The 17700-nt window shown below is 61.8% G+C and carries 13 protein-coding genes and 1 pseudogene; 7 read left to right on the forward strand and 7 right to left on the reverse strand.

Annotated elements, in window-relative coordinates; translation table 11 throughout:
• Window positions 1-12: 12 nt before the first annotated feature.
• Window positions 13-768 carry an outer membrane beta-barrel protein gene (locus I6F21_RS26525; RefSeq protein WP_225183684.1) on the reverse strand — a complete coding sequence of 252 codons (756 nt, stop codon included), beginning with the start codon at window positions 766-768 and terminating at the stop codon, window positions 13-15.
• Between the two features lie 396 nt (window positions 769-1164).
• Between I6F21_RS26525 and I6F21_RS26530 the strand changes: the two genes are divergently transcribed.
• On the forward strand, window positions 1165-1977 hold the full coding sequence (locus tag I6F21_RS26530; RefSeq protein ID WP_225130537.1) for an N-acetylmuramoyl-L-alanine amidase: 813 nt from the start codon (window positions 1165-1167) through the stop codon (window positions 1975-1977).
• Window positions 1978-2085: 108 nt separating this feature from the next.
• On the opposite strand, the gene I6F21_RS26535 is transcribed toward I6F21_RS26530, so the two are convergent.
• The 3 genes from I6F21_RS26535 to I6F21_RS26545 form a co-directional block, all read right to left on the reverse strand.
• Window positions 2086-3693, reverse strand: a complete 1608-nt coding sequence (locus tag I6F21_RS26535; protein WP_036002237.1) for a Na+/H+ antiporter — start codon at window positions 3691-3693, stop codon at window positions 2086-2088.
• A gap of 46 nt (window positions 3694-3739) precedes the next feature.
• A complete protein-coding gene (gene bla, locus I6F21_RS26540; protein ID WP_225183685.1) occupies window positions 3740-4597 on the reverse strand; it encodes a class A beta-lactamase in 858 nt (285 codons plus the stop codon).
• 183 nt (window positions 4598-4780) lie between these two features.
• Window positions 4781-5155: a nuclear transport factor 2 family protein gene (locus I6F21_RS26545; RefSeq protein ID WP_036038516.1), complete on the reverse strand. Its 375-nt coding sequence runs from the start codon at window positions 5153-5155 to the stop codon at window positions 4781-4783.
• Window positions 5156-5249: 94 nt separating this feature from the next.
• Between I6F21_RS26545 and I6F21_RS26550 the strand changes: the two are divergent.
• Both I6F21_RS26550 and I6F21_RS26555 read left to right on the forward strand, forming a co-directional pair.
• Window positions 5250-5677: pseudogene (locus tag I6F21_RS26550) on the forward strand (GFA family protein).
• 182 nt (window positions 5678-5859) lie between these two features.
• On the forward strand, window positions 5860-7653 hold the full coding sequence (locus I6F21_RS26555; protein WP_225183686.1) for a caspase family protein: 1794 nt from the start codon (window positions 5860-5862) through the stop codon (window positions 7651-7653).
• A 79-nt stretch (window positions 7654-7732) separates the two neighbouring features.
• On the opposite strand, the gene I6F21_RS26560 is transcribed toward I6F21_RS26555, so the two are convergent.
• Complete coding sequence (locus I6F21_RS26560) at window positions 7733-8656, reverse strand: polyprenyl synthetase family protein (RefSeq protein ID WP_036038510.1); 924 nt, start codon at window positions 8654-8656, stop codon at window positions 7733-7735.
• Between the two features lie 161 nt (window positions 8657-8817).
• Between I6F21_RS26560 and mtgA the strand changes: the two genes are divergently transcribed.
• The 3 genes from mtgA to I6F21_RS26575 all read left to right on the forward strand — a co-directional run bounded on the left by mtgA (window position 8818) and on the right by I6F21_RS26575 (window position 10627).
• A complete protein-coding gene (mtgA, locus tag I6F21_RS26565; RefSeq protein ID WP_225183687.1) occupies window positions 8818-9492 on the forward strand; it encodes a monofunctional biosynthetic peptidoglycan transglycosylase in 675 nt (224 codons plus the stop codon).
• A 171-nt stretch (window positions 9493-9663) separates the two neighbouring features.
• Entirely contained in the window at window positions 9664-9846 is a 183-nt protein-coding gene (gene rpmF / locus I6F21_RS26570) for a 50S ribosomal protein L32 (RefSeq protein ID WP_007598106.1), read from the forward strand.
• A 139-nt stretch (window positions 9847-9985) separates the two neighbouring features.
• Entirely contained in the window at window positions 9986-10627 is a 642-nt protein-coding gene (locus I6F21_RS26575; RefSeq protein ID WP_225183688.1) for a hypothetical protein, read from the forward strand.
• A gap of 6 nt (window positions 10628-10633) precedes the next feature.
• Here the strand turns inward: I6F21_RS26575 and I6F21_RS26580 are convergent, their stop codons facing one another.
• The gene (locus tag I6F21_RS26580) at window positions 10634-10894 is read right to left on the reverse strand and encodes a hypothetical protein (protein WP_225183689.1); all 261 of its coding nucleotides are present in this window, start codon (window positions 10892-10894) and stop codon (window positions 10634-10636) included.
• Window positions 10895-11115: 221 nt separating this feature from the next.
• Between I6F21_RS26580 and I6F21_RS26585 the strand changes: the two genes are divergently transcribed.
• Window positions 11116-12810 carry a bifunctional diguanylate cyclase/phosphodiesterase gene (locus tag I6F21_RS26585; RefSeq protein WP_225183690.1) on the forward strand — a complete coding sequence of 565 codons (1695 nt, stop codon included), beginning with the start codon at window positions 11116-11118 and terminating at the stop codon, window positions 12808-12810.
• Window positions 12811-12858: 48 nt separating this feature from the next.
• On the opposite strand, the gene avs4 is transcribed toward I6F21_RS26585, so the two are convergent.
• Entirely contained in the window at window positions 12859-17688 is a 4830-nt protein-coding gene (avs4, locus tag I6F21_RS26590) for an AVAST type 4 anti-phage nuclease Avs4 (RefSeq protein WP_225183691.1), read from the reverse strand.
• Between the last annotated feature and the right edge of the window lie 12 nt (window positions 17689-17700).

A 17700-nucleotide genomic window follows, 5' to 3' on the forward strand; every position in this document is an offset into this window, starting at 1 on the left:
GAAGTGCCAAAGTCAGTATTTGGCGACGATCGGGCCACCGAAGCGGTAATTGATGCGGGCGGTGACAATGTCGACATCCTGGCGGATCGTATCACCGCGCGTGACCCCCGGAACGATCGACGAGCTAAAGGTGATGTCGCGATGGCCCATGAACAGGTGATCGTATTCGAGCGCCAGCGACCAGTTCGGCGCGAAACCGAATTCGATGCCGGTGCCTACGACACCGCCCCAGCGGGTCTCGGTGGCGCGATCAAACACCAAGCCGATGCTGGTGATCACGCCCTCGTACTTGTCGCGGGTGACGGCGGCGCCGCCTTTCACGTACCAGAGAACGTTGTTCCAGCTGTAGCCGACCTGGCCGGTGAATAGGCCGAGCGCATCAACCTCGGATCGGTTGGTGAAATTGCCGTAGAACAAGCTGGAATTGGAGCCGGTGAAGTCGGCCCAGTTGCCCTGCGCCTCAACACCGAACACCCAATTGGTGGCCTGCCAGCGATAGCCGACCTGACCACCGACGGTGGCGCCGCTCGCATTGTGGCAGCCTTCCCGGAAGGGCGGCGCAACGGTGAAGCCGGCATCGTTGTAGATATCCCAGCACTTGTCGGCCCAGCCACCACCGCCGTTGATGCCGACGTAGAAGCCGCTCCAGTCGTAGATGGGGGCGATTGCGGGTGCCTTGGTGTAGGGTCGGGCTGCAAGGTCAGCGGCCGACGCCGCGCCTGTGAACAGCGCCATCAGAGCGGCGGTTGCGAATGCGAGTTTCTTCATTTGACCCCGTAGACATTCAATGGACGATTCGAATTCAAACCCGCCCTAAATACCGGCTAGTTGCGCGTTCGTCCGTCGCTCCGCCGCAACAGTCGCCGACAATCTCCGCGAGCGCGGGAATCGCGCGATTGCCAGTGCCGCATCGCGCAACGACACAATCGGCATTTTCATTTCGTCTCAAATACTTAGCTGCCGACGCGATGGTCGGCCTGATCGCCCAAGACAGGGGGCGCCCTGGGTCAGACCGCGCGTTGACGCTCGGACCTCCCTGCGTCAAGGTGATCAAAAGCAAAAAGCACCGCCGAAGGTCGCGTCATCTTTCGTCCCGAAAGACTACAACTTCCTCACCGAAAGCGGTCCCGGCACCGGCATGCGTGAGCAGCAGCGGAGTAGCGCTTGAGGCACCTGCGGAGCGTCATCGTCGGGCTGGTCGCCTCGATCGTTCTGTCATCGCTTGCATTCGTCACGGCCGGCGAGGCTGCTATCGCGCGCAAGAGTGCGAGACATGAGCCGAAACCCTCACCTTCATTCAAGTGCGAGACGCCCAAATTCCGGATCGTCGTGGATGTCGGCCACACGCCGGACTCCTACGGTGCATTGAGCGCACGCAACGATCCGGAGTTCGGCTTCAACTTCCGCCTCGCCCGGCTCATCACGGCCAAGCTCAAGGCCGAGGGCTTTGCCGCAACCCGCCTGCTCGTCACCGACGGCAAGGCACGGCCGAGCCTGTTCAAGCGCGTCGGCGCTGCAAACGAAGGCCGCGCCGATCTGTTCCTGTCGGTCCATCATGATTCGGTGCCGGACAAGCTGCTCGAGACCTGGGAATTCGACGGCGCAAAGAGCTATTTCAGCGATCGCTTTTCGGGCCACTCGCTGTTCGTGTCGCGGCAGAATCCGCACTTTGCCGCCAGCCTGATGCTGGCCAGGATGATCGGCCGGCAATTGAAGCAGCAGGGCCTGCACTATGCCAGCCAGTACACGCTGCCGGTGATGGGCCGCTACCGGCGCCAGCTGCTCGACAAGGATGTCGGCGTCTACCGCTATGACGGGCTGGTCGTGCTGTCGCGCACGCGAAGCGCCGCCGTGCTGCTCGAGGCGGGCTCGATCATCAATCGCGACGAGGAAATGGAGATGAACTCGCCGGAGCGACACGAGGCGGTCGCACAAGCCGTCGCGGTCGCGATGAGGGAGTTTTGCGAGAGACGGTAGTTGGCCCTGCCGGTTCAGCAGCAGTCATTGCGAGCGCAGCGAAGCAATCCAGAGTCCTTCCGCAGAGGCAGTCTGGATTGCTTCGCTACGCTCGCAATGACGAGGAAGCTACAGCGGCCCGGCTCGATATTCCCTATTCGCCAGGCTCGCCTCCTCCAGATCCAGATCGCGCTCGATCCGCCGCCGCGTCTCGTCGGTGATCTGGCCGTCGCGCAGCAGCTTGTGGATGAATTTGCGCTCGGCGGCGATCAGTTCGCGGGTCAGAGCGGTGCCGGCGGCAGAGATGTCGTGACGGTTGGGATCGAGCGAGTCCGGGAGCTGGTTGAAGCGGATCTCGTGGCGGGCGCGCAGCAGCCGCATCACCTCGTCGGAAACCTCTTTTTCCGCCGTGAGCGCGTCGAGCGATTTCAGCGCGGCCTCCAGCGCCTGACGGCGCGCGGCGATCTCCGCTTCGTGCTCGGCGGCATGCTCGTGACGACCGGCTTCGGCGACGCCGAGCCACCGCACGATCGGCGGCAGCGTCAGGCCGACGCCGATCAGCGTCACGAAGATGACACCGAAGGCGACGAACAGGATCAGGTCGCGATACGGAAACGCCTCGCCATTCGGCAGCGTGAACGGCAGCGCCAGCGCGGCGGCCAGCGACACCGCGCCGCGCACGCCGGTGAAGGCGAGCACGAATGGCCATTGCCATGGCGGCGAAGGATCGCGCTCGCGCAGCGACCTGGAGAGCATTCGCGGCAGATAAGTTGCGGGATAGAGCCAGGCAAAACGCGCGATCACGACGATCACCAGGACCAATGCGGTTGCGATGAGAATGTCGTCGAGCGGAAAAGTCTTTGATTTCTCGTAGAGCGCGCGCATCTGGAAACCGGTGAGCAGGAACAGCATGCCCTCGATCAGGTAGATCACGAGATCCCAGAAGAAGATGCCTTGCAGGCGCGTCGCCGAGGAGATCAGCAATGGGCCGTTCCAGCTGACATAGAGCCCGCAGGCCACCGTTGCGATCACGCCGGAGCCGCCGATATGCTCGGGCAGCCAGTACGAGACATAGGGCGTGATCAGCGACAGCGTCAGCTCGACCTGCGGATCTCCAGACCATTTGCGAAGGCGCAAGGAGAGCCAGCCGACGCCGATGCCGAAGGCGATCTCGCCGGCGACGATGAGGAGGAATTCACCGGCCGCGAGCGGCAGCGAGAAGTGGCCGATGAGGATCGCGGCGAGCGCGAAGCGGTAGAGGATCAGCGCGGTGGCATCGTTGGCGAGACCTTCGCCTTCGAGCACGACCAGGATGCGGCGCGGCATGTTCAGCCGGCGCGCGATCGCGAGCGGCGCCACCACGTCGGGCGGCGCGACGATGGCCCCGAGCAGGAAGCCGACGGTCCAGGGCAGGCCGATCATGTAGTGTGTGGCGGCCGCCACCATCGCCGTGGTGAAGATCACGGCGCCGACCGCGAGCAGCACGATCGGACGCAGGTTCTTCTTGAATTCGCGCCAGCTCATCGCGACGCTGGCCGAGTAGATCAGTGGTGGCAGCACCACCAGCAGCACCAGCTCCGGCGGCAGCTCCACAGTCGGCATGCCCGGCACGAAAGCGAGGCCGACGCCCGCCAGCATCAGCAGGATGGCAGGGGCGACGTTGAAGCGTCGCGCGGCCAGTGCCACGCCTGCCAGCACGGCCAGCAGGATGAGAAAGGTCTGAAACTTCGCTTCCATGATGGTCTGTCTTGACCCGGAAGCGACGGCTAGGTCAATGCGCGGCTCACGCCAGCCGTTCGGCCACCATCCGCCCAATCCGCGCGAACGCGGATGCGATCTGCGCCGCGCTCGGCGTGCCGCCCTGGGTATAGGCCGCGATCAGGATCGGCGTATCCGGCTTCGGCCAGGCGACCGCGATGTCGCCCGAGGCGTCCTTGCCGTTGTTGCCGGTCTTGTCGCCGATCTTCCAGCCTGCCGGGAGTCCGCCACGCAGGCGATTTGCGCCGGTCTTGCAGTTCACCATCCAGTCGGTGAGCAGGGCCCGCGAAGCAGGCGACAGCGCCTCGCCCGCGACCAGCCGGCGCAAATTTCCCGCCATCGCTGCCGGCGTCGTGGTGTCCCGGGGGTCGCCGGGTTGCGAGCGGTTGAGCTCGGGCTCGTTGTGGTCGAGCCGCGAGGTGGTATCGCCGAGCGACCGCCAGAAGGCGGTCAGCGCGGCGGGGCCGCCGATCCGCGCCAGCAGCAGATTGGCGCAGGTGTTGTCGCTGAGCTCGACGATGGCCTTGCACATCTCGCCGACCGACATCTTGCCGGCCGCGAGATTTTCCCTCGCCACCGGCGCGTATTCCAGCAGATCCGCCTGGCCATAGGGGATCATGGCCGCGAGCTGCTCCTCGCCGCGATCGACCCGCGCCAGCACGCTGGCGGCGAGCGAAGCCTTGAACGTCGAGCACATCACGAACCGTTCGTCGGCGCGCCAGGCGAGCTTCTTGCCGGTTGCGAGATTCTCCGCATAGAGCCCGATCCGCCCGCCGCTCTCGCGCTCGTAGGATTCGAATTCTGATGGGGCATCCCCGGCGAGCGCAGGGGAGGCGGCCAACCAGGCGAATGAGGCGATCAGGGCGCGGCGGTCGACAAGCATGGTGATTTCCAGGCGAGCAGGGGTGGGAGATGGAGCGGACGCTGCATCCGCATCGTCATTGCGAGCGCAGCGAAGCAATCCAGACTGTCTCCGCGGTGAGATTCTGGATTGCTTCGCTGCGCTCGCAATGACGGAGAATTGGATAGCGAGTGCGTCCGAATTCGGGCAGCAGGACGGCGCCCGTCACTCCCTCAAATCATATCGGTACGACTTCGACACGATCTGCCAGCCGTCGGCGAGCTTCATCGCCACGAGATAATCGGTGAAATAGCGCGGCGGCAGCTGGCAGCGCACCTTGATGAAGGCGGTCTTGTCGTCCGACCGGTCGATGGTGACGATGAAGTCCTCGCGCGGCTTGCCTTCGGCCTTGGCCGAGGCGCGCTTGCGCACGCGGTCGAGCCAGTCCGGCACGGTCAGAACCTGGAGCTCGCCCTTTTCGACCCAGCGCAGATCGGCGGAGGGATGGAAGATGGCGCCGAGCTTGTCGGCGTTGCCCTCGTAAAGTCCGTCAAAATACGATTGCACGACGGCTTCGACGCTCGACCGGTCCTGGCTCATGGGTCGTTCCTTTGCATGATGGCTTCGGGCCAACTTAGTCGTACACGTTGAAATGCGCTATGGGTGTGTCAGCGATTTGCGCGAAGGCGTCACGATGGCAGAATCAGAAAATTCGAACGCTCGCATTCTTGTCGGCGAATGCTTTTGCCGCGCCGTGCGCTTCGAGGTGGCCGACGCATTCGCCTATGCGATGAACTGCCACTGCTCGAACTGCCGGCGCACCACCGGTGCCGCCTTCAAGCCCTTCGCCGGCATCCGGCAGAACAGGCTTCGCATTGTTAGGGGCGGCGACCTCCGGATGATTTTCGGCGACGACACCACCCATGACGCGCATTCGGCCGCTGCGGCTCGCTGCTCTATTCCCGGGTCCGGGAAGGAGAGTGGGTCCACGTCGCCATGGGAACCCTGGTCGATGCCCCCTCCATCCGGCCGAGCGCCCATATTTTCGTCGGCTCGAAGGCGCCCTGGCATGAAATTACGGACGATCTGCCGCAATATCGGGAGCACATCGGGGTTGTCTGACGGAACCCGGTCCGCACCGCCGTCCGTTGGCGAACCGCGACAGCGCTGGCGCGACAAACAAAAGAGGTCGTACGGCCTGCCGTCGGGGTCCGCTTCGTGACCTCCATCACAAGCGCCGGCGGAGGATGTTGCTAAAGCGGTCCCAAAGGGCCGGACGGCCCGGAACCATCGGAAGTCGTGTCATGCGCAGCTTGTTCAGACTTTGTCCGCTCTTCGTCGCCCTCGGCCTGATGTTCGGCGCCGGGCCGGCTGTTGCCGGAAAGCGGGTGGCGCTGGTGCTGGCCAATTCGGCTTATCAGCACGCGCCCTCGCTCGCCAATCCCGTCAATGACGGGTCGGTGATGGCCAAGACCCTGAAGGAGGCCGGCTTCGACGTCGTCGACTCCCGGCACGATCTGTCGGCGCTGGAGACACGGCGCGTGCTCCGCGACTTCGCCGACGCGACCCGCGACGCCGAAATCGCCGTGGTCTACTACGCCGGCCACGGCATCGAGGTGGAGGGCTCGAACTATCTGATCCCGGTGGATGCCAAGCTCGAGCGGGACACTGACGTCTTTGACGAGGCGCTCTCCCTCGACCGTGTCCTGGTCGCGGTCGAGCCCGCCAAGCAATTGCGTCTGGTGATCCTCGATGCCTGCCGCGACAATCCGTTCAGCAAGCGGATGAAGCGCACGGTCGCTTCGCGCGGCATCGGCCGCGGCCTCGCCCAGGTCGAGCCGTCCAGCCCCAACACGCTGATCGCCTATTCGGCCAAGGCCGGCTTCACCGCGCAGGACGGCGACGGTGCCAACAGCCCGTTCACCATCGCGCTGTCGAAGCATCTGACGACGCCGGGCCTCGACGTCCGCCGCGCCTTCGGATTCGTGCGCGACGATGTGCTGAAGTCGACCGGCAACAAGCAGGAGCCGTTCGTCTATGGCTCGCTTGGTGGCGAGGACGTGCCGCTGGTGCCGGTCAAGCTGGCGCCGGCGGCGCCCGTAGCCAATCCCCAGGCCGATATCCGCCGCGACTACGAGCTCGCGCTCCAGGTCGGCAACCGGCCGGCGTGGGAAGCCTTCCTCGCCCAGCATCCGGACGGATTCTATGCGAGCCTCGCCAAGCTCCAGCTCGAGAAGATCGGCGCGGAGCAGGCGCATGCGGCGGCGATCGCGAAAGCGAAGCAGGCCGAGGCCGAGCGCGACCGCCTTGCTGCGCTCGGCGCGCAGAAGGATGCGCAAGCCAGGGCCGCGGCCGATGCGAAGGCCGCCGAGCAGGCGCAGCTTGCTGCGCAGAAGGCCAAGGAGCAGGCCCAGCAGCAGGCCGCCGCCGCCGAGCAACAGCGCGTCAACCTCGCCGCCACGGCGCCGGGCGTTGCGCCGGGCAACACCACGAGCGCTGCCGGCACCAACGTCGCCGCGCTCAGTCCGACGACCGCGCCGGCCGATCTCAACCGCTCGGTGCAGAGCGAGCTCGGCCGCGTCGGCTGCTTCTCCGGGCAGGCCGACGGCAATTGGAATACCTCCTCGCAGCGGTCGCTGTCGCAGTTCAACCGCTATGCCGGCACCAAGCTCGACGTGAAGGTGGCGAGCACCGACGCGCTCGATGCGGTCAAGGCCAAGCCGTCGCGGGTCTGCCCGCTGGTCTGCGAGCACGGTTTCAAGGCCGAAGGCGACAAGTGCACCAGGATCGTTTGCGGCAACGGCTATGTCCTGAACGACGACAATGAATGCGAGAAGAAGCGCGCGGCCAAGCCCGCGTCAAAGCCCGCGACCTCGCGACGCGACGACGGCGAGGACCGCCCCGCGCGGCAGCGGGCCGGTGCTGGAGCGGGCGGCTACGGTGCAGCCGCGGCGGCTGGCGCGGGCCGTGCCTCGAGCGGCAGTGGTCAGATCTTTTGTAACGCTCTGCTCTGCCGGCCGGTCAGGCCCGGTTGCCGCCTCGTTTATCGCGGCGGCGGCGGCCCCCACGTCGACGCCAATGTCGAGGTCTGCAACTGAAATGGCACGGCTTTCCTGACCACTCGAACAATAACCTAAAGCGCGACGACGATTCATCCTGATCGCATCGCGCTTTAGCTCAGTTCTTCCGCTCAGCCACGAAACGCGCGGCGGCCTGCAGCACGGCGGCGCGGTCACCGAAGATCGAGACGGCGCTGTCGGCGCGCGCGAGCAGGTCGCGCACGCGCTGCTTGGCGCCTTCGATCCCGAGCTGGGTCACGAAGGTGGTCTTGCCGAGCGCGGCATCGGCGCCGGCCGGCTTGCCGAGCGCAGCCGCATCGCCCTCGACGTCGAGCAGATCGTCGGCGATCTGGAAGGCTTCGCCGAGCGCACGGCCGTAATCGTCGAGCGCCTGATATTCCGCCTTCGAGGCCTGGCCGAGGATTGCGCCGGCGATGCAGCCGTAGCGCAAGAGCGCGCCGGTCTTCATCTGCTGGATACGGGCGACGTCGATCGGCTCGTTGCCGCCAAAGCGGCCTTCGCCGGCGAGATCGAGGATCTGGCCGCCGACCATGCCGCCGATGCCGGCGCAGCGCGCCAGCGCGCGCGTCAACAGCAGCCGCACATTGGCGTCGCGATGGACCTCGTCGCGGGTGATGATGTCGAAGGCGAGGGTCAGGAGGCCGTCGCCGGCAAGGATCGCGGTGGCGTCGTCGGTCTGCTTGTGCAGGGTGGGGCGGCCGCGGCGCAGGTCCGAATTGTCCATCGCCGGCAGGTCGTCGTGGATCAGCGAATAGCAATGGATGCATTCGAGCGCGGCGCCCACGAGCAGGGCCGCCTCGCGCGGCACGCCGAACACGGCGGCGCTCTCGACCACCAGGAACGGCCGCAGGCGCTTGCCGCCGTTGAGGCTCGAATAGCGCATTGCGTCCATCAGTCGCTTGGGCCGGGCGATTTCGTCATGCAGGATGTCGTCCGACAGCAGGCGCCCGAGCAGGGCTTCGGTGTCATCAGCGGTCTTGTCCAGACGTTTGGCGAAATCGGACGGGGACGTGCCGGTCATCAAGAGGGGCTCCAGAACTAAAATTCGGCGGGACAATCCTTTATGCGCCCGCCCCAGTCAATCGTTTGGAAGGCCTAAAAAGTGCTGGAAAAGGCCCGAATTATCACAGACTTAATACTCCAGCCCATGGCCGCTCTTCAGTTTGCACCGGAAAGGTCGATTTGCGCATCGTCAAAATCCTGCTGGTGGTGCTCGCGGTCGTGGTCCTCGCGCCCTATGTGATCGCGCCGTTCTACCGCACCGGCCACCCAGTTTCGACGCTGATGGCCTGGCGCAGCTTGCGGGGCGCGCCGATGCAGCGGGAGTGGATCGACCTCGCCGATATGTCGCCCGCTCTGCCGCGCGCGGTGGTGGCGGCCGAGGACGCCCATTTCTGCAAGCATCACGGCATCGATTGGGGCGCGCTGCGCGAGGCGATCGACGACGCCAGGGAGGATGGCACCGCCTTTCGGGGCGCCTCCACCATCACCCAGCAGGTCGCCAAGAACCTGTTCCTGTGGCAGGGGCGCGACTTCGTCCGCAAGGCGCTGGAATTCCCGCTGGCGCTTTGGATCGACCTCGTCCTGCCGAAGCAGCGGATTCTCGAAATCTACCTCAACATCGCCGAGCTCGGCCCGCAGGGGCAGTTCGGGGTCGAGGCGGCCAGCGCCTATGCCTTCGGCAAATCCGCCGAAAGCCTCTCGCCCCGCGAGGCGGCGCTTCTGGCCTCGATCCTGCCGAATCCGGTCAAGCGCAGCGCCCGGACCCCGGGACCGGGCGTCCGGCGGCTGGCAGCCACCTATATGGCGCGGGGGCAGGCGAGCTCGCTTGCGACCTGTTGGCGCGAAAATCGCTGATTTTTGGCCCGTTCCGGGCGCATTTTCCGGCCCAAGAGCCTAGCTTTACGGCCAGCCTTCCTCTATAAGCGCGGCCTTGATCGGCATTCAGCTCGCCTCGTTATTTGCGGGTGCTGAGCCGTCCCTCCGCGGACGATGCCCTGATGACACCAATCCCTAGAGGATATTGAAATGGCCGTTCCGAGAAGAAAAACCTCGCCGTCGCGCCGTGGCATGCGCCGCTCGGCGGACGCCATCAAGAAGCCGACCTATGTGGAAGACAAGGACTCCGGCGAGCTCCGTCGTCCGCACCATCTCGACCTCAAGACCGGCATGTACAAGGGCCGCCAGGTCCTGAAGAAGAAAGAGTCCTGAAGCCAGGATCTTTCTCGGGCGGGAGATCGGACCCGCCCGATTCGGCCAACCCATGAGATAGACGGTGACGGCGGCGGAGCGGATGCTTCGCCGCTGCATTGTTCTGTCCGGATATCTTGATCGAGAAGGCATCAAGCCGATGGTCGGTTTCCCGCTGCTCCTGATTCCGCTCGCGGTCTACAACATCATCGCCTTCCTGATGCCGACCGTGTCCTTCACGGACGTGCTGTTCAAGGTACCGATGATCACGGGCGAGACCTGGCCGGTCACGCTCGCCGATCTCCTGCTCGCGCTCGGCGTCATGCTGCTGCTGCTCGAGGTGGTCAAGGGCGCGCGGCCGGGCTCGAAATTCCTGATGGATCATCTGCTGTCGCTGATCATCTTCGGCGCGGCCGCCGCCGAATTCGTGATGTGGCCCAAATTCGGCAACTCCACCTTCTTCCTGCTGGTGCTGCTGGCGATGGCCGACTTTTTCGCTGGCATCGCCCAGCGCACGCGCCGCCGCGTCACCTATGTCGCCGAGACGACCGTGCCGGCGCCGCGCAAGGCCAAACGCAGGGCCGAAGCGCCGGCGGAGGATGTGGAGTCCGAGCGCAAGTTCGAGCCGGTGATCGCGCCGCAGCCGGCACCGCCCGCCTCTTCGGCGCAGTCCGTCGCCGAATCCGTGCTGATGGATCACCCGGCGCCCAAGCCCGTGCAGGGTGCCCCCTCGCCGGAAATTCCCTCGCCGCAGCTGCAGCCGGGGAACGGCACGCCGTCTTCCGACACGCCGCCGCGCTGACCGACCTCAAGCCACCTGCCGTGTGCGCGCGCTGACGCTTTGCAGTGGCCGCTTGCTGCCATAGGCCGTCCGCGCATCTTCGGAAGAGGCGCGGCGGAGCCGGGTGGTCTGGGGCAGATACTCGGCGTTGGCGATGAGCTGGGTGACGAAGCTCGGATCGGGACGCGGCAGCGGCGCCTTGTGAACCCATTGCAACGTCGGCATCAGCGGCACCAGGGCTGTGCCTGTGCCGTTGTCCGCTACGTCCGATCGATCCGTACTCAACATCGCAATCACCGTTGATCCGGCGAGACTGTCGCGTTTCGGGACGCGGGCGCCGGTGCGAGTCCTGTACTCGCAAGGCCTATGCCGGCCGGGCCGGATTGGTTCCCCGCGCCGGGGAAACGTGGTTTCCAAATTGTTTATCAACTTTGCCTAGGTTCGGCAGCGAATCTGGCTCTATCCTGTGCCGGCTCAGGACTTCTCCACTGTCCCGAAACGAGGCGACTTTGACCCCTGGACTGCCGCAAGCCTCCGACATCCTGGCCGCGCTTGGCCAGGCCGTGTTCGCCTGGGACATCGCCAGCGATGCCATCGTCTGGGGTGAGCAGGTCAGCGCCGTCTTCCCCGGCATTCCCGCCGAGCGGCTTTCGACCGGCGCCGAATTCGCCAAGCTGATCGAGCCCGCGCAAACGCTGCGGACGGCGGCGCTGGCGCTGACGTCCCCGGTGCACGGCGCCGACGGCACGCCCTACCGGATCGAGTACGGCGTGCGCATGAGCGCCTCCGATCCCGTGATCTGGATCGAGGAGACCGGCCGCTGGTTTGCGGGTCCCGACGGCCGTCCGACGCGTGCGATCGGCTCCGTCCGCATCAACAATGAGCGCCACGCCCGCGACGAGGAATTGAGCAGGCTGGCCCGGCTCGATCCGTTGACCGGCGAGCTCAACCGCTCGCATCTGATCGCGGCGCTGGCCGAGGCGATCGAGGAGACGACCCGCTTCCGCTCGACCGCCGCCTTCATGCTGGTCGGCATCGATCATCTCGCCCGCGTCAACGATGCCTTCGGCTTCGACGTCGCCGACGCCGTGATCCTCGACGTCGCCAAGCGCATTCGCGCGCGCCTGCGCGGCGGCGACGTGCTCGGGCGCTTCTCCGGCAACAAGTTCGGCCTGATCCTGAAGAACTGCACCGTCGACGACATGAACGTGGCCGCCGAGCGCTTCCTCGCCGGCATCCGCGACGAGGTGGTGCCGACCAAATCCGGTCCGGTCTCGGTCACCGCCTCGATCGGCGCCGTCAGCCTGCCGCGCTATGCCCGCAACACCGACGAGGCCGTCAACCGTGCCCACGAGACGCTGGACGCCGCCAAGCGCCGCCGCTCCGGCTCGTTCGCGGCCTGGCGTCCGGATGCCGCGCGCGATGCGCAGCGCCGCGTCAACATCCGCGTCACCGACGAGATCGTCACCGCGCTCAACGAGCGCCGCATCAGGCTCGCCTATGAGCCCGTCGTCTCGGCTGTCTCGCGCGAGCGCGCATTCCATGAATGCCTGGTGCGGATGGACCAGGGCGACGGTCAGGTGCTGCTCGCGCCCGACATCGTGCCCGTCGCCGAACGGCTCGGCCTGATCCGCCTGGTCGATCACCGCGTGCTCGAGCTCGTGGTCGCCGAGCTCGCGGCGGCGCCCGACATCTGCCTCAGCCTCAACATCTCGCCTGATACGACCATGGATCCGGACTGGTGGGCGGGAATCGAATCGCTGATGCTGGCCCATCCCGGCGTTGCCGAACGGCTGATCGTCGAGATCACCGAGACGGTCGCGATCCAGGACATCGACGATGTCCGCGCCTTCGTCAGCCGCCTCAAGCATTTCGGCAGCCGTATCGCCATCGACGATTTCGGCGCCGGCTACACCTCGTTCCGCAATCTGCGCAAGCTCGGGGTGGACATCGTCAAGATCGACGGCGCCTTCGTGCAGAACATCACCCATTCCGCCGACGACCGCGCCTTCGTGCAGACCCTGATCGACCTCGCCCGACGCCTCGACATCAAGACCGTCGCCGAATGGGTGCAGGACGACGAAGCCGCAAACATGCTGCGCGACTGGGGCTGCGACTACATCCAAGGTCGCCTGATTGGGCTGGCTTCGGCGGAGCGCCCGTGGAGCGTGCCGTCGGACAGCGCGCTGCCTGCGGCGGGGTAAGGAATCTGAAAAGGTGTCGAAGCGGCCTGTCCGTTGCAGCTGGGCCGACTAGAGAATGTCTTCTCTCAGCAGATATGCCGTCGCGGAACCCTTCGCTAAGAGGAAGTTCAGAATAGTAAGAACTTGATGTTGAGTTTGAGGCGTTGTACGGACCTTATGTCGGTTCTGGAGCAAGTAGTCGCGCACCAGATTCTCCAAATAATAGACTGTGTTGACTTCGAGCTCTCTCGAATCCAGGTCAGGCGTTCGTTCGATGATGCCGGAGATCCAGGAAATCCCATCATCAACAAAGCCGCCGCCGATTTCATTCAAAAACTTCGCGAGTGAATACAGGGCTGCGGGGTGATCTCCAATTTCCTCAGCAACCCTCTTAAAAAAGGCTTTCTCTCGGACCTTCACCGACCGCCATTCTTTTATGCCTTTCTTCCAGTATGGCCACGCCAGCAGATAGTTATGCACGACCTCAGAGCCGTAAAGCCTTCCGGTCTTGTGCTCGCAGAGCTTCTTGATGGTCGGATAAAATAGCTCCCACGCCGTCCAGAACTGTTCGTATTGATTTTGTTTGTCTTCCGCGGAAACAAGGGAGCTCAGCAGAGCGGCGGCCTCGCGAGAACCGCCGAAGTGCTCCAGGAATGGTTGCAGGTATGCCCTGATATCTCCCTTATCGGATTGCAGCACGAGGTCCGCTAGCTTGTCGAAGAAGCGATGCCGCAGAGTGTAGTCAAATCGATCCTCCCGGTCCCTTTCTAGCACTCGCTTCGCAAGAGCTTTACAGACCGCTTGCGCAAAATCCTTGTGATGTTCATCAGCGACAGGAAGAGGCAGCAACAAAAATCCAGCGGCGAGAACACTCGCGTCTATTGTGTCTACCTGCGGCAAGTCAGCAAACGTTAGCTGATTACTCCAGACCTTCTTGAGTTCGCTCTTGCACTGCTTGGAGAACTCCTGAAAAACCTCGGTTTGCGAGAAATTGAAAGTATGGCTCTTCCATTTCTTCTCTCTGATGGCGCTGCGAATGCCATCTAGTTTCGGCTCCAAAAGAAGATAGCCGAGAAATAATGAATTTGCGTCTATCGGGCAGTCTCTCCACATTTCATTCAAGATCGCAAATGCCGCAAAGTCTGAAAACCTCTGCGACATGCCGGCCGGGCGCTCGTTGAATAGGCCGAACAACAGAAGTTCTTTTACGCGCGGTGCGTCTTTCGGAAACGGTTTCATTAAGGTGGGGAGGACGAGCACTGCCGCGCTCACGCCATCCGAAACTTGATACCGATATCTTTCGTCGAGCGATGCGGACGCATAGTCGAGGAGAACATCTCTACAGAATTCTCGTTCTGAGGCGTCGAGAGAGCCGAGTTCATCCCTCATCAGCACCGCGCAGACATAGGCAGGAACTGCTCTATAAAACAGAGAGAACCGCCCATTCTCGTCTTCGTTCGCCTCCAGGCCTTTGATGATAATCTTTGTATCAGCGAGGGCCTGTTTGTAGTCGCCTTCGTACTGAGGATACTCCTTGTACTCACTCTCGTTGCGCTCAAATCGATAGTGCGACCAAAGCTTCAATGGCGTGTATTTCATCGCCTCTGAGGTTTTTGCAACGGCTTCTTCGCTGTACTGTCTTAGCTCAGGATCAATCTCCGGATTGAAGCTGATAAGCACCTTGTCGTCTTTGGACTCCGTAGAAATGTTCATCTTCCGTCGATCCATGCGGGCTAGGCACAGGCGCCAGGTCTTGTCGTCGTGAGTTTCGTCTTCTTTGGCTGGTAGACGGGCGTAATAATCGTCGAAGATTTGCCAAATTTTCAGTTGCCTAGCCTTGACCTGTTCCTCTGTCTCATCGCCCGATCGAAACAGCTGATACTTGAGTGCAAGGTGCTCTAAGCTTGCTTTTCTATGCTCATCGTCGCATGTGTTCAGGCGTTCGTTCGTAAAGATTCCATTCGGATCAGAGCTGATGCCGAACAGACTCTTTGCAGACGAGTCCAGCTGCATTCTCCCCATTTCGAAAAAGAACAGCTCCTTGGTGCGAAATAGCACCTTGGCGACATTAAACAACTTGCTCGGTTCTGCGAGAACTATACTTGTCACAAGGGCGGTGATCGATGCGGAGCGCGAGTTCTCGATGAGATACAAGCACCAGCCTTCCAGGATTTCCGGCTTAGCCATCTTGGCCTGAGCGAGCAGCCATCGTTCGAGTGCCATGTGGATCGATTCGATAAGTGTCGGTGCGACCTGGGTGCCTCGATAGAGGTTCCAGATGCGGTTCGATACGAACTGCTTGATAGGCGGTTTGCCGTCGATATGTATTTCGACCTGCTCCACCTCGGCCTTACCGAGGTCGGTCGTGGCAAAGTAGTCGACTGCCCTATTGGTGAAACCGAGAATGAAGTCCGCTGTTTCCTTTGGGGCAGCCTGCAGCAAGTTCAATATCGGTGTTTGGAGAGCGCTAGCTGGATAGTAGTCCGAATGATTGCTAGCCAGATCGAAATACGATTCCATTTCGATATCGTGGCGACCGGAGTACCAAGCGTTCTTTTCCTTGGGTGGAGTGTAAATCCAGTAGAAGTTCGCGAGTGCCAGCAGCTCAGTGGGCAAATGCTTGGCGATGATACCGGTCTCAGTCGCGTCTCCGAGCGCTGCGTGCGCTAGCTCATAGTAGGTGGTCCTGCGGGATGCGTCACCATCCGCGACGATCCGACTGAAGATTGTCTTTAATTCGCCTGTGATCTCCGTAGCGCCGTTGAAGATGGTCCTTATTAGCTGTTCCTTCGTATCGTCGTTTGTGCCGTACGGAAAGTGACCATCACCTCTCGCCAGTTCCGTATAATAGAATAGAGCCAACTGTGCCGCGTGTTTCGTTGTGGAGCCCTGCTTATTATAGCGGTTCCAGTCGTCTAGCACGGGAAGAACGAGATTCATGTACGCCAAACCAAGCTCGCTCTTGTGCTCACTTACAAACGCGATAACGCTATGCCACCCAGCACCCCTGGGCTTTGCGAATAGGTGAGCCAGCGCATGGCTCCTCGCTCCGAAGACTTTGAGCAGATCGTGATCGATGTCCTTGCAGGCAATCCTCAATAGGAAGAGGACTTTCGTGAGCAACAAATCCTCATACTTGCTGCGCACAGAGATTGACCGACTGTATCGAGTGAAGCTCCCCTCTTCGATCGATTTGTCGGGCAGACTGAGCAGCCTTGCACTCACGTAGCTTACAAAGACCTCCGCATAGGGAGAGAGCATCGCGGCCACGATAACTTCGTCTCTCCAATGACGTTCGACTTCGGCAGCATCGATGGTCGATTCGATGAGCCTCTTAGCGGCGTCATCATCAGAAAGGAGCTTCTCCGAGAGCCAGCTCCGAAATGCTCGCCGTATCGGCAGCGAGTTTCCTATGGTCTCATAGAATTTGTCGAATGTAAGTGACGCGTGGAAGGCCCGCTCGATGATTTTGTCGAGAGCCCACTCGCCGTAAATATCGTGAGCAACGAAATAGCCGCCGGCGCTGGCGTCGTATTTTATGATTTCATCCGCTTCCAACTGAGGAAGCACATCATCATAACGTTCGACAGACACAAAGAAGCTACCTGTCGTCGCTCGTTTTCGGGCAATCTCCAAAAAGCACTGCTCCCGTTTCCGATGCAAATTATGTCGGGTGTCGGAAGTTTTCGCGATGCGAGTGTTCCACATCGCCTCTCTGAATTCCGAGTAGCCGATCTTGGTGTATCCTCGTGGATAGTCGCGAAGATATTCATTCAGGTAGAAGGGATTTTGGAGCAATTTGCGCAGGCGTTCGCCTTCCGGGAGTACAAATTGATAGTCTTTCGCAAACTGCGCTAGTTCATCGGCTGCCAGGCTCTCGACCGTCAGAGGCTTGAACGAGACGCCATACACGTGGATGAGTGTGCGCTCCAAGTCTTCAAGGTAGCCGAGACGCGTTGTGAAAATGACTTTCCAGCCAGCTGATCTGAGCGTGGACAGAAGCTCCTGGAAAACTTCTGGGCGCTCTATCCCAGACAGCTCCTCGGCGGAATCTATTATGACGTACTTCTCGTCGGATAAACTAAATTCCTGGATCAGATCTGATACAGTGAAATCGCCGTAATCTTTGAAGAGTTGATTGACGTTTGCAAGCGCAGTGAATTCCGTCGCCTTGAAAATAAACATTGGCGTGGTAGCGGCCAGTTGATGATGGAAATCCTTCACAACTGCGGTCTTGCCAACGCCCCCCTCTCCGCAAACTATTACGACCGGCGATTGCAGGAGCGCTTCTTTGAGCCGAAGAACAAGCGGACTTCTATCAATCTTGATGACTGCGCCGTTCGAGGCGATTTCCGATCTTATAAGATTGAGAATGGCCTCGGTATGTCGCGTCAATTCTCGAATGAGGTCAATCGTGCTCTTTTCGTTAGTAAAGAAATATCGGGAGATGTTCGCGTTTTCTTCGCATACGAATGGCTTTTCGAAATAATTGCGCGTTCTCCAAACGATGCTTACTCCCTTGGACTGTGCGTGGTCCTCGATTTCCGTCTTGTATGAGGGTTCCTTTGCTCCTTTTTTTCTGCTCTGGCCGAAGTCGGCGCTAACGTAGAAGTAAATCTGCGTCAGGCTCGGGTTCTGAAGCTTGGCGTCATCAATGGCCTTCTTGAGCGTTTCCGTCTGCCCGGAAAATTTTTCGACAAACTTCGCCTGCCAACCGACAACGTCACTGCCAACGGTGATCGGATCTTCTTCAATGCCGGCCTGGTTGAAGTATCGCAGAGGCCCGATCGGCTGCTTATGCTCTTTGGCGAACAAGAGTGAGCAGAACCATTCGAAGGCTTTTTCCTCCTTGCCATTGAACTTGGAGCGGAAGGCCGCCCAATTTGGCTCGACTAGCATGATAAGAGTTTA

The sequence above is a fragment of the Bradyrhizobium sp. NBAIM03 genome (genome assembly GCF_020194055.1).
GTDB classification, from domain to species: Bacteria; Pseudomonadota; Alphaproteobacteria; order Rhizobiales; family Xanthobacteraceae; genus Bradyrhizobium; species Bradyrhizobium yuanmingense.

Excerpts from the sequence above, each read along its gene's own strand:
- avs4 (WP_225183691.1), bottom strand. The coding sequence starts at position 17,688 with ATGCTAGTCGAGCCAAATTGGGCGGCCTTCCGCTCCAAGTTCAATGGC.
- I6F21_RS26575 (WP_225183688.1), top strand. The coding sequence starts at position 9,986 with ATGGTCGGTTTCCCGCTGCTCCTGATTCCGCTCGCGGTCTACAACATC.
- I6F21_RS26535 (WP_036002237.1), bottom strand. The coding sequence starts at position 3,693 with ATGGAAGCGAAGTTTCAGACCTTTCTCATCCTGCTGGCCGTGCTGGCA.
- bla (WP_225183685.1), bottom strand. The coding sequence starts at position 4,597 with ATGCTTGTCGACCGCCGCGCCCTGATCGCCTCATTCGCCTGGTTGGCC.
- I6F21_RS26580 (WP_225183689.1), bottom strand. The coding sequence starts at position 10,894 with ATGTTGAGTACGGATCGATCGGACGTAGCGGACAACGGCACAGGCACA.
- I6F21_RS26560 (WP_036038510.1), bottom strand. The coding sequence starts at position 8,656 with ATGACCGGCACGTCCCCGTCCGATTTCGCCAAACGTCTGGACAAGACC.
- I6F21_RS26555 (WP_225183686.1), top strand. The coding sequence starts at position 5,860 with ATGCGCAGCTTGTTCAGACTTTGTCCGCTCTTCGTCGCCCTCGGCCTG.
- I6F21_RS26545 (WP_036038516.1), bottom strand. The coding sequence starts at position 5,155 with ATGAGCCAGGACCGGTCGAGCGTCGAAGCCGTCGTGCAATCGTATTTT.
- I6F21_RS26525 (WP_225183684.1), bottom strand. The coding sequence starts at position 768 with ATGAAGAAACTCGCATTCGCAACCGCCGCTCTGATGGCGCTGTTCACA.
- rpmF (WP_007598106.1), top strand. The coding sequence starts at position 9,664 with ATGGCCGTTCCGAGAAGAAAAACCTCGCCGTCGCGCCGTGGCATGCGC.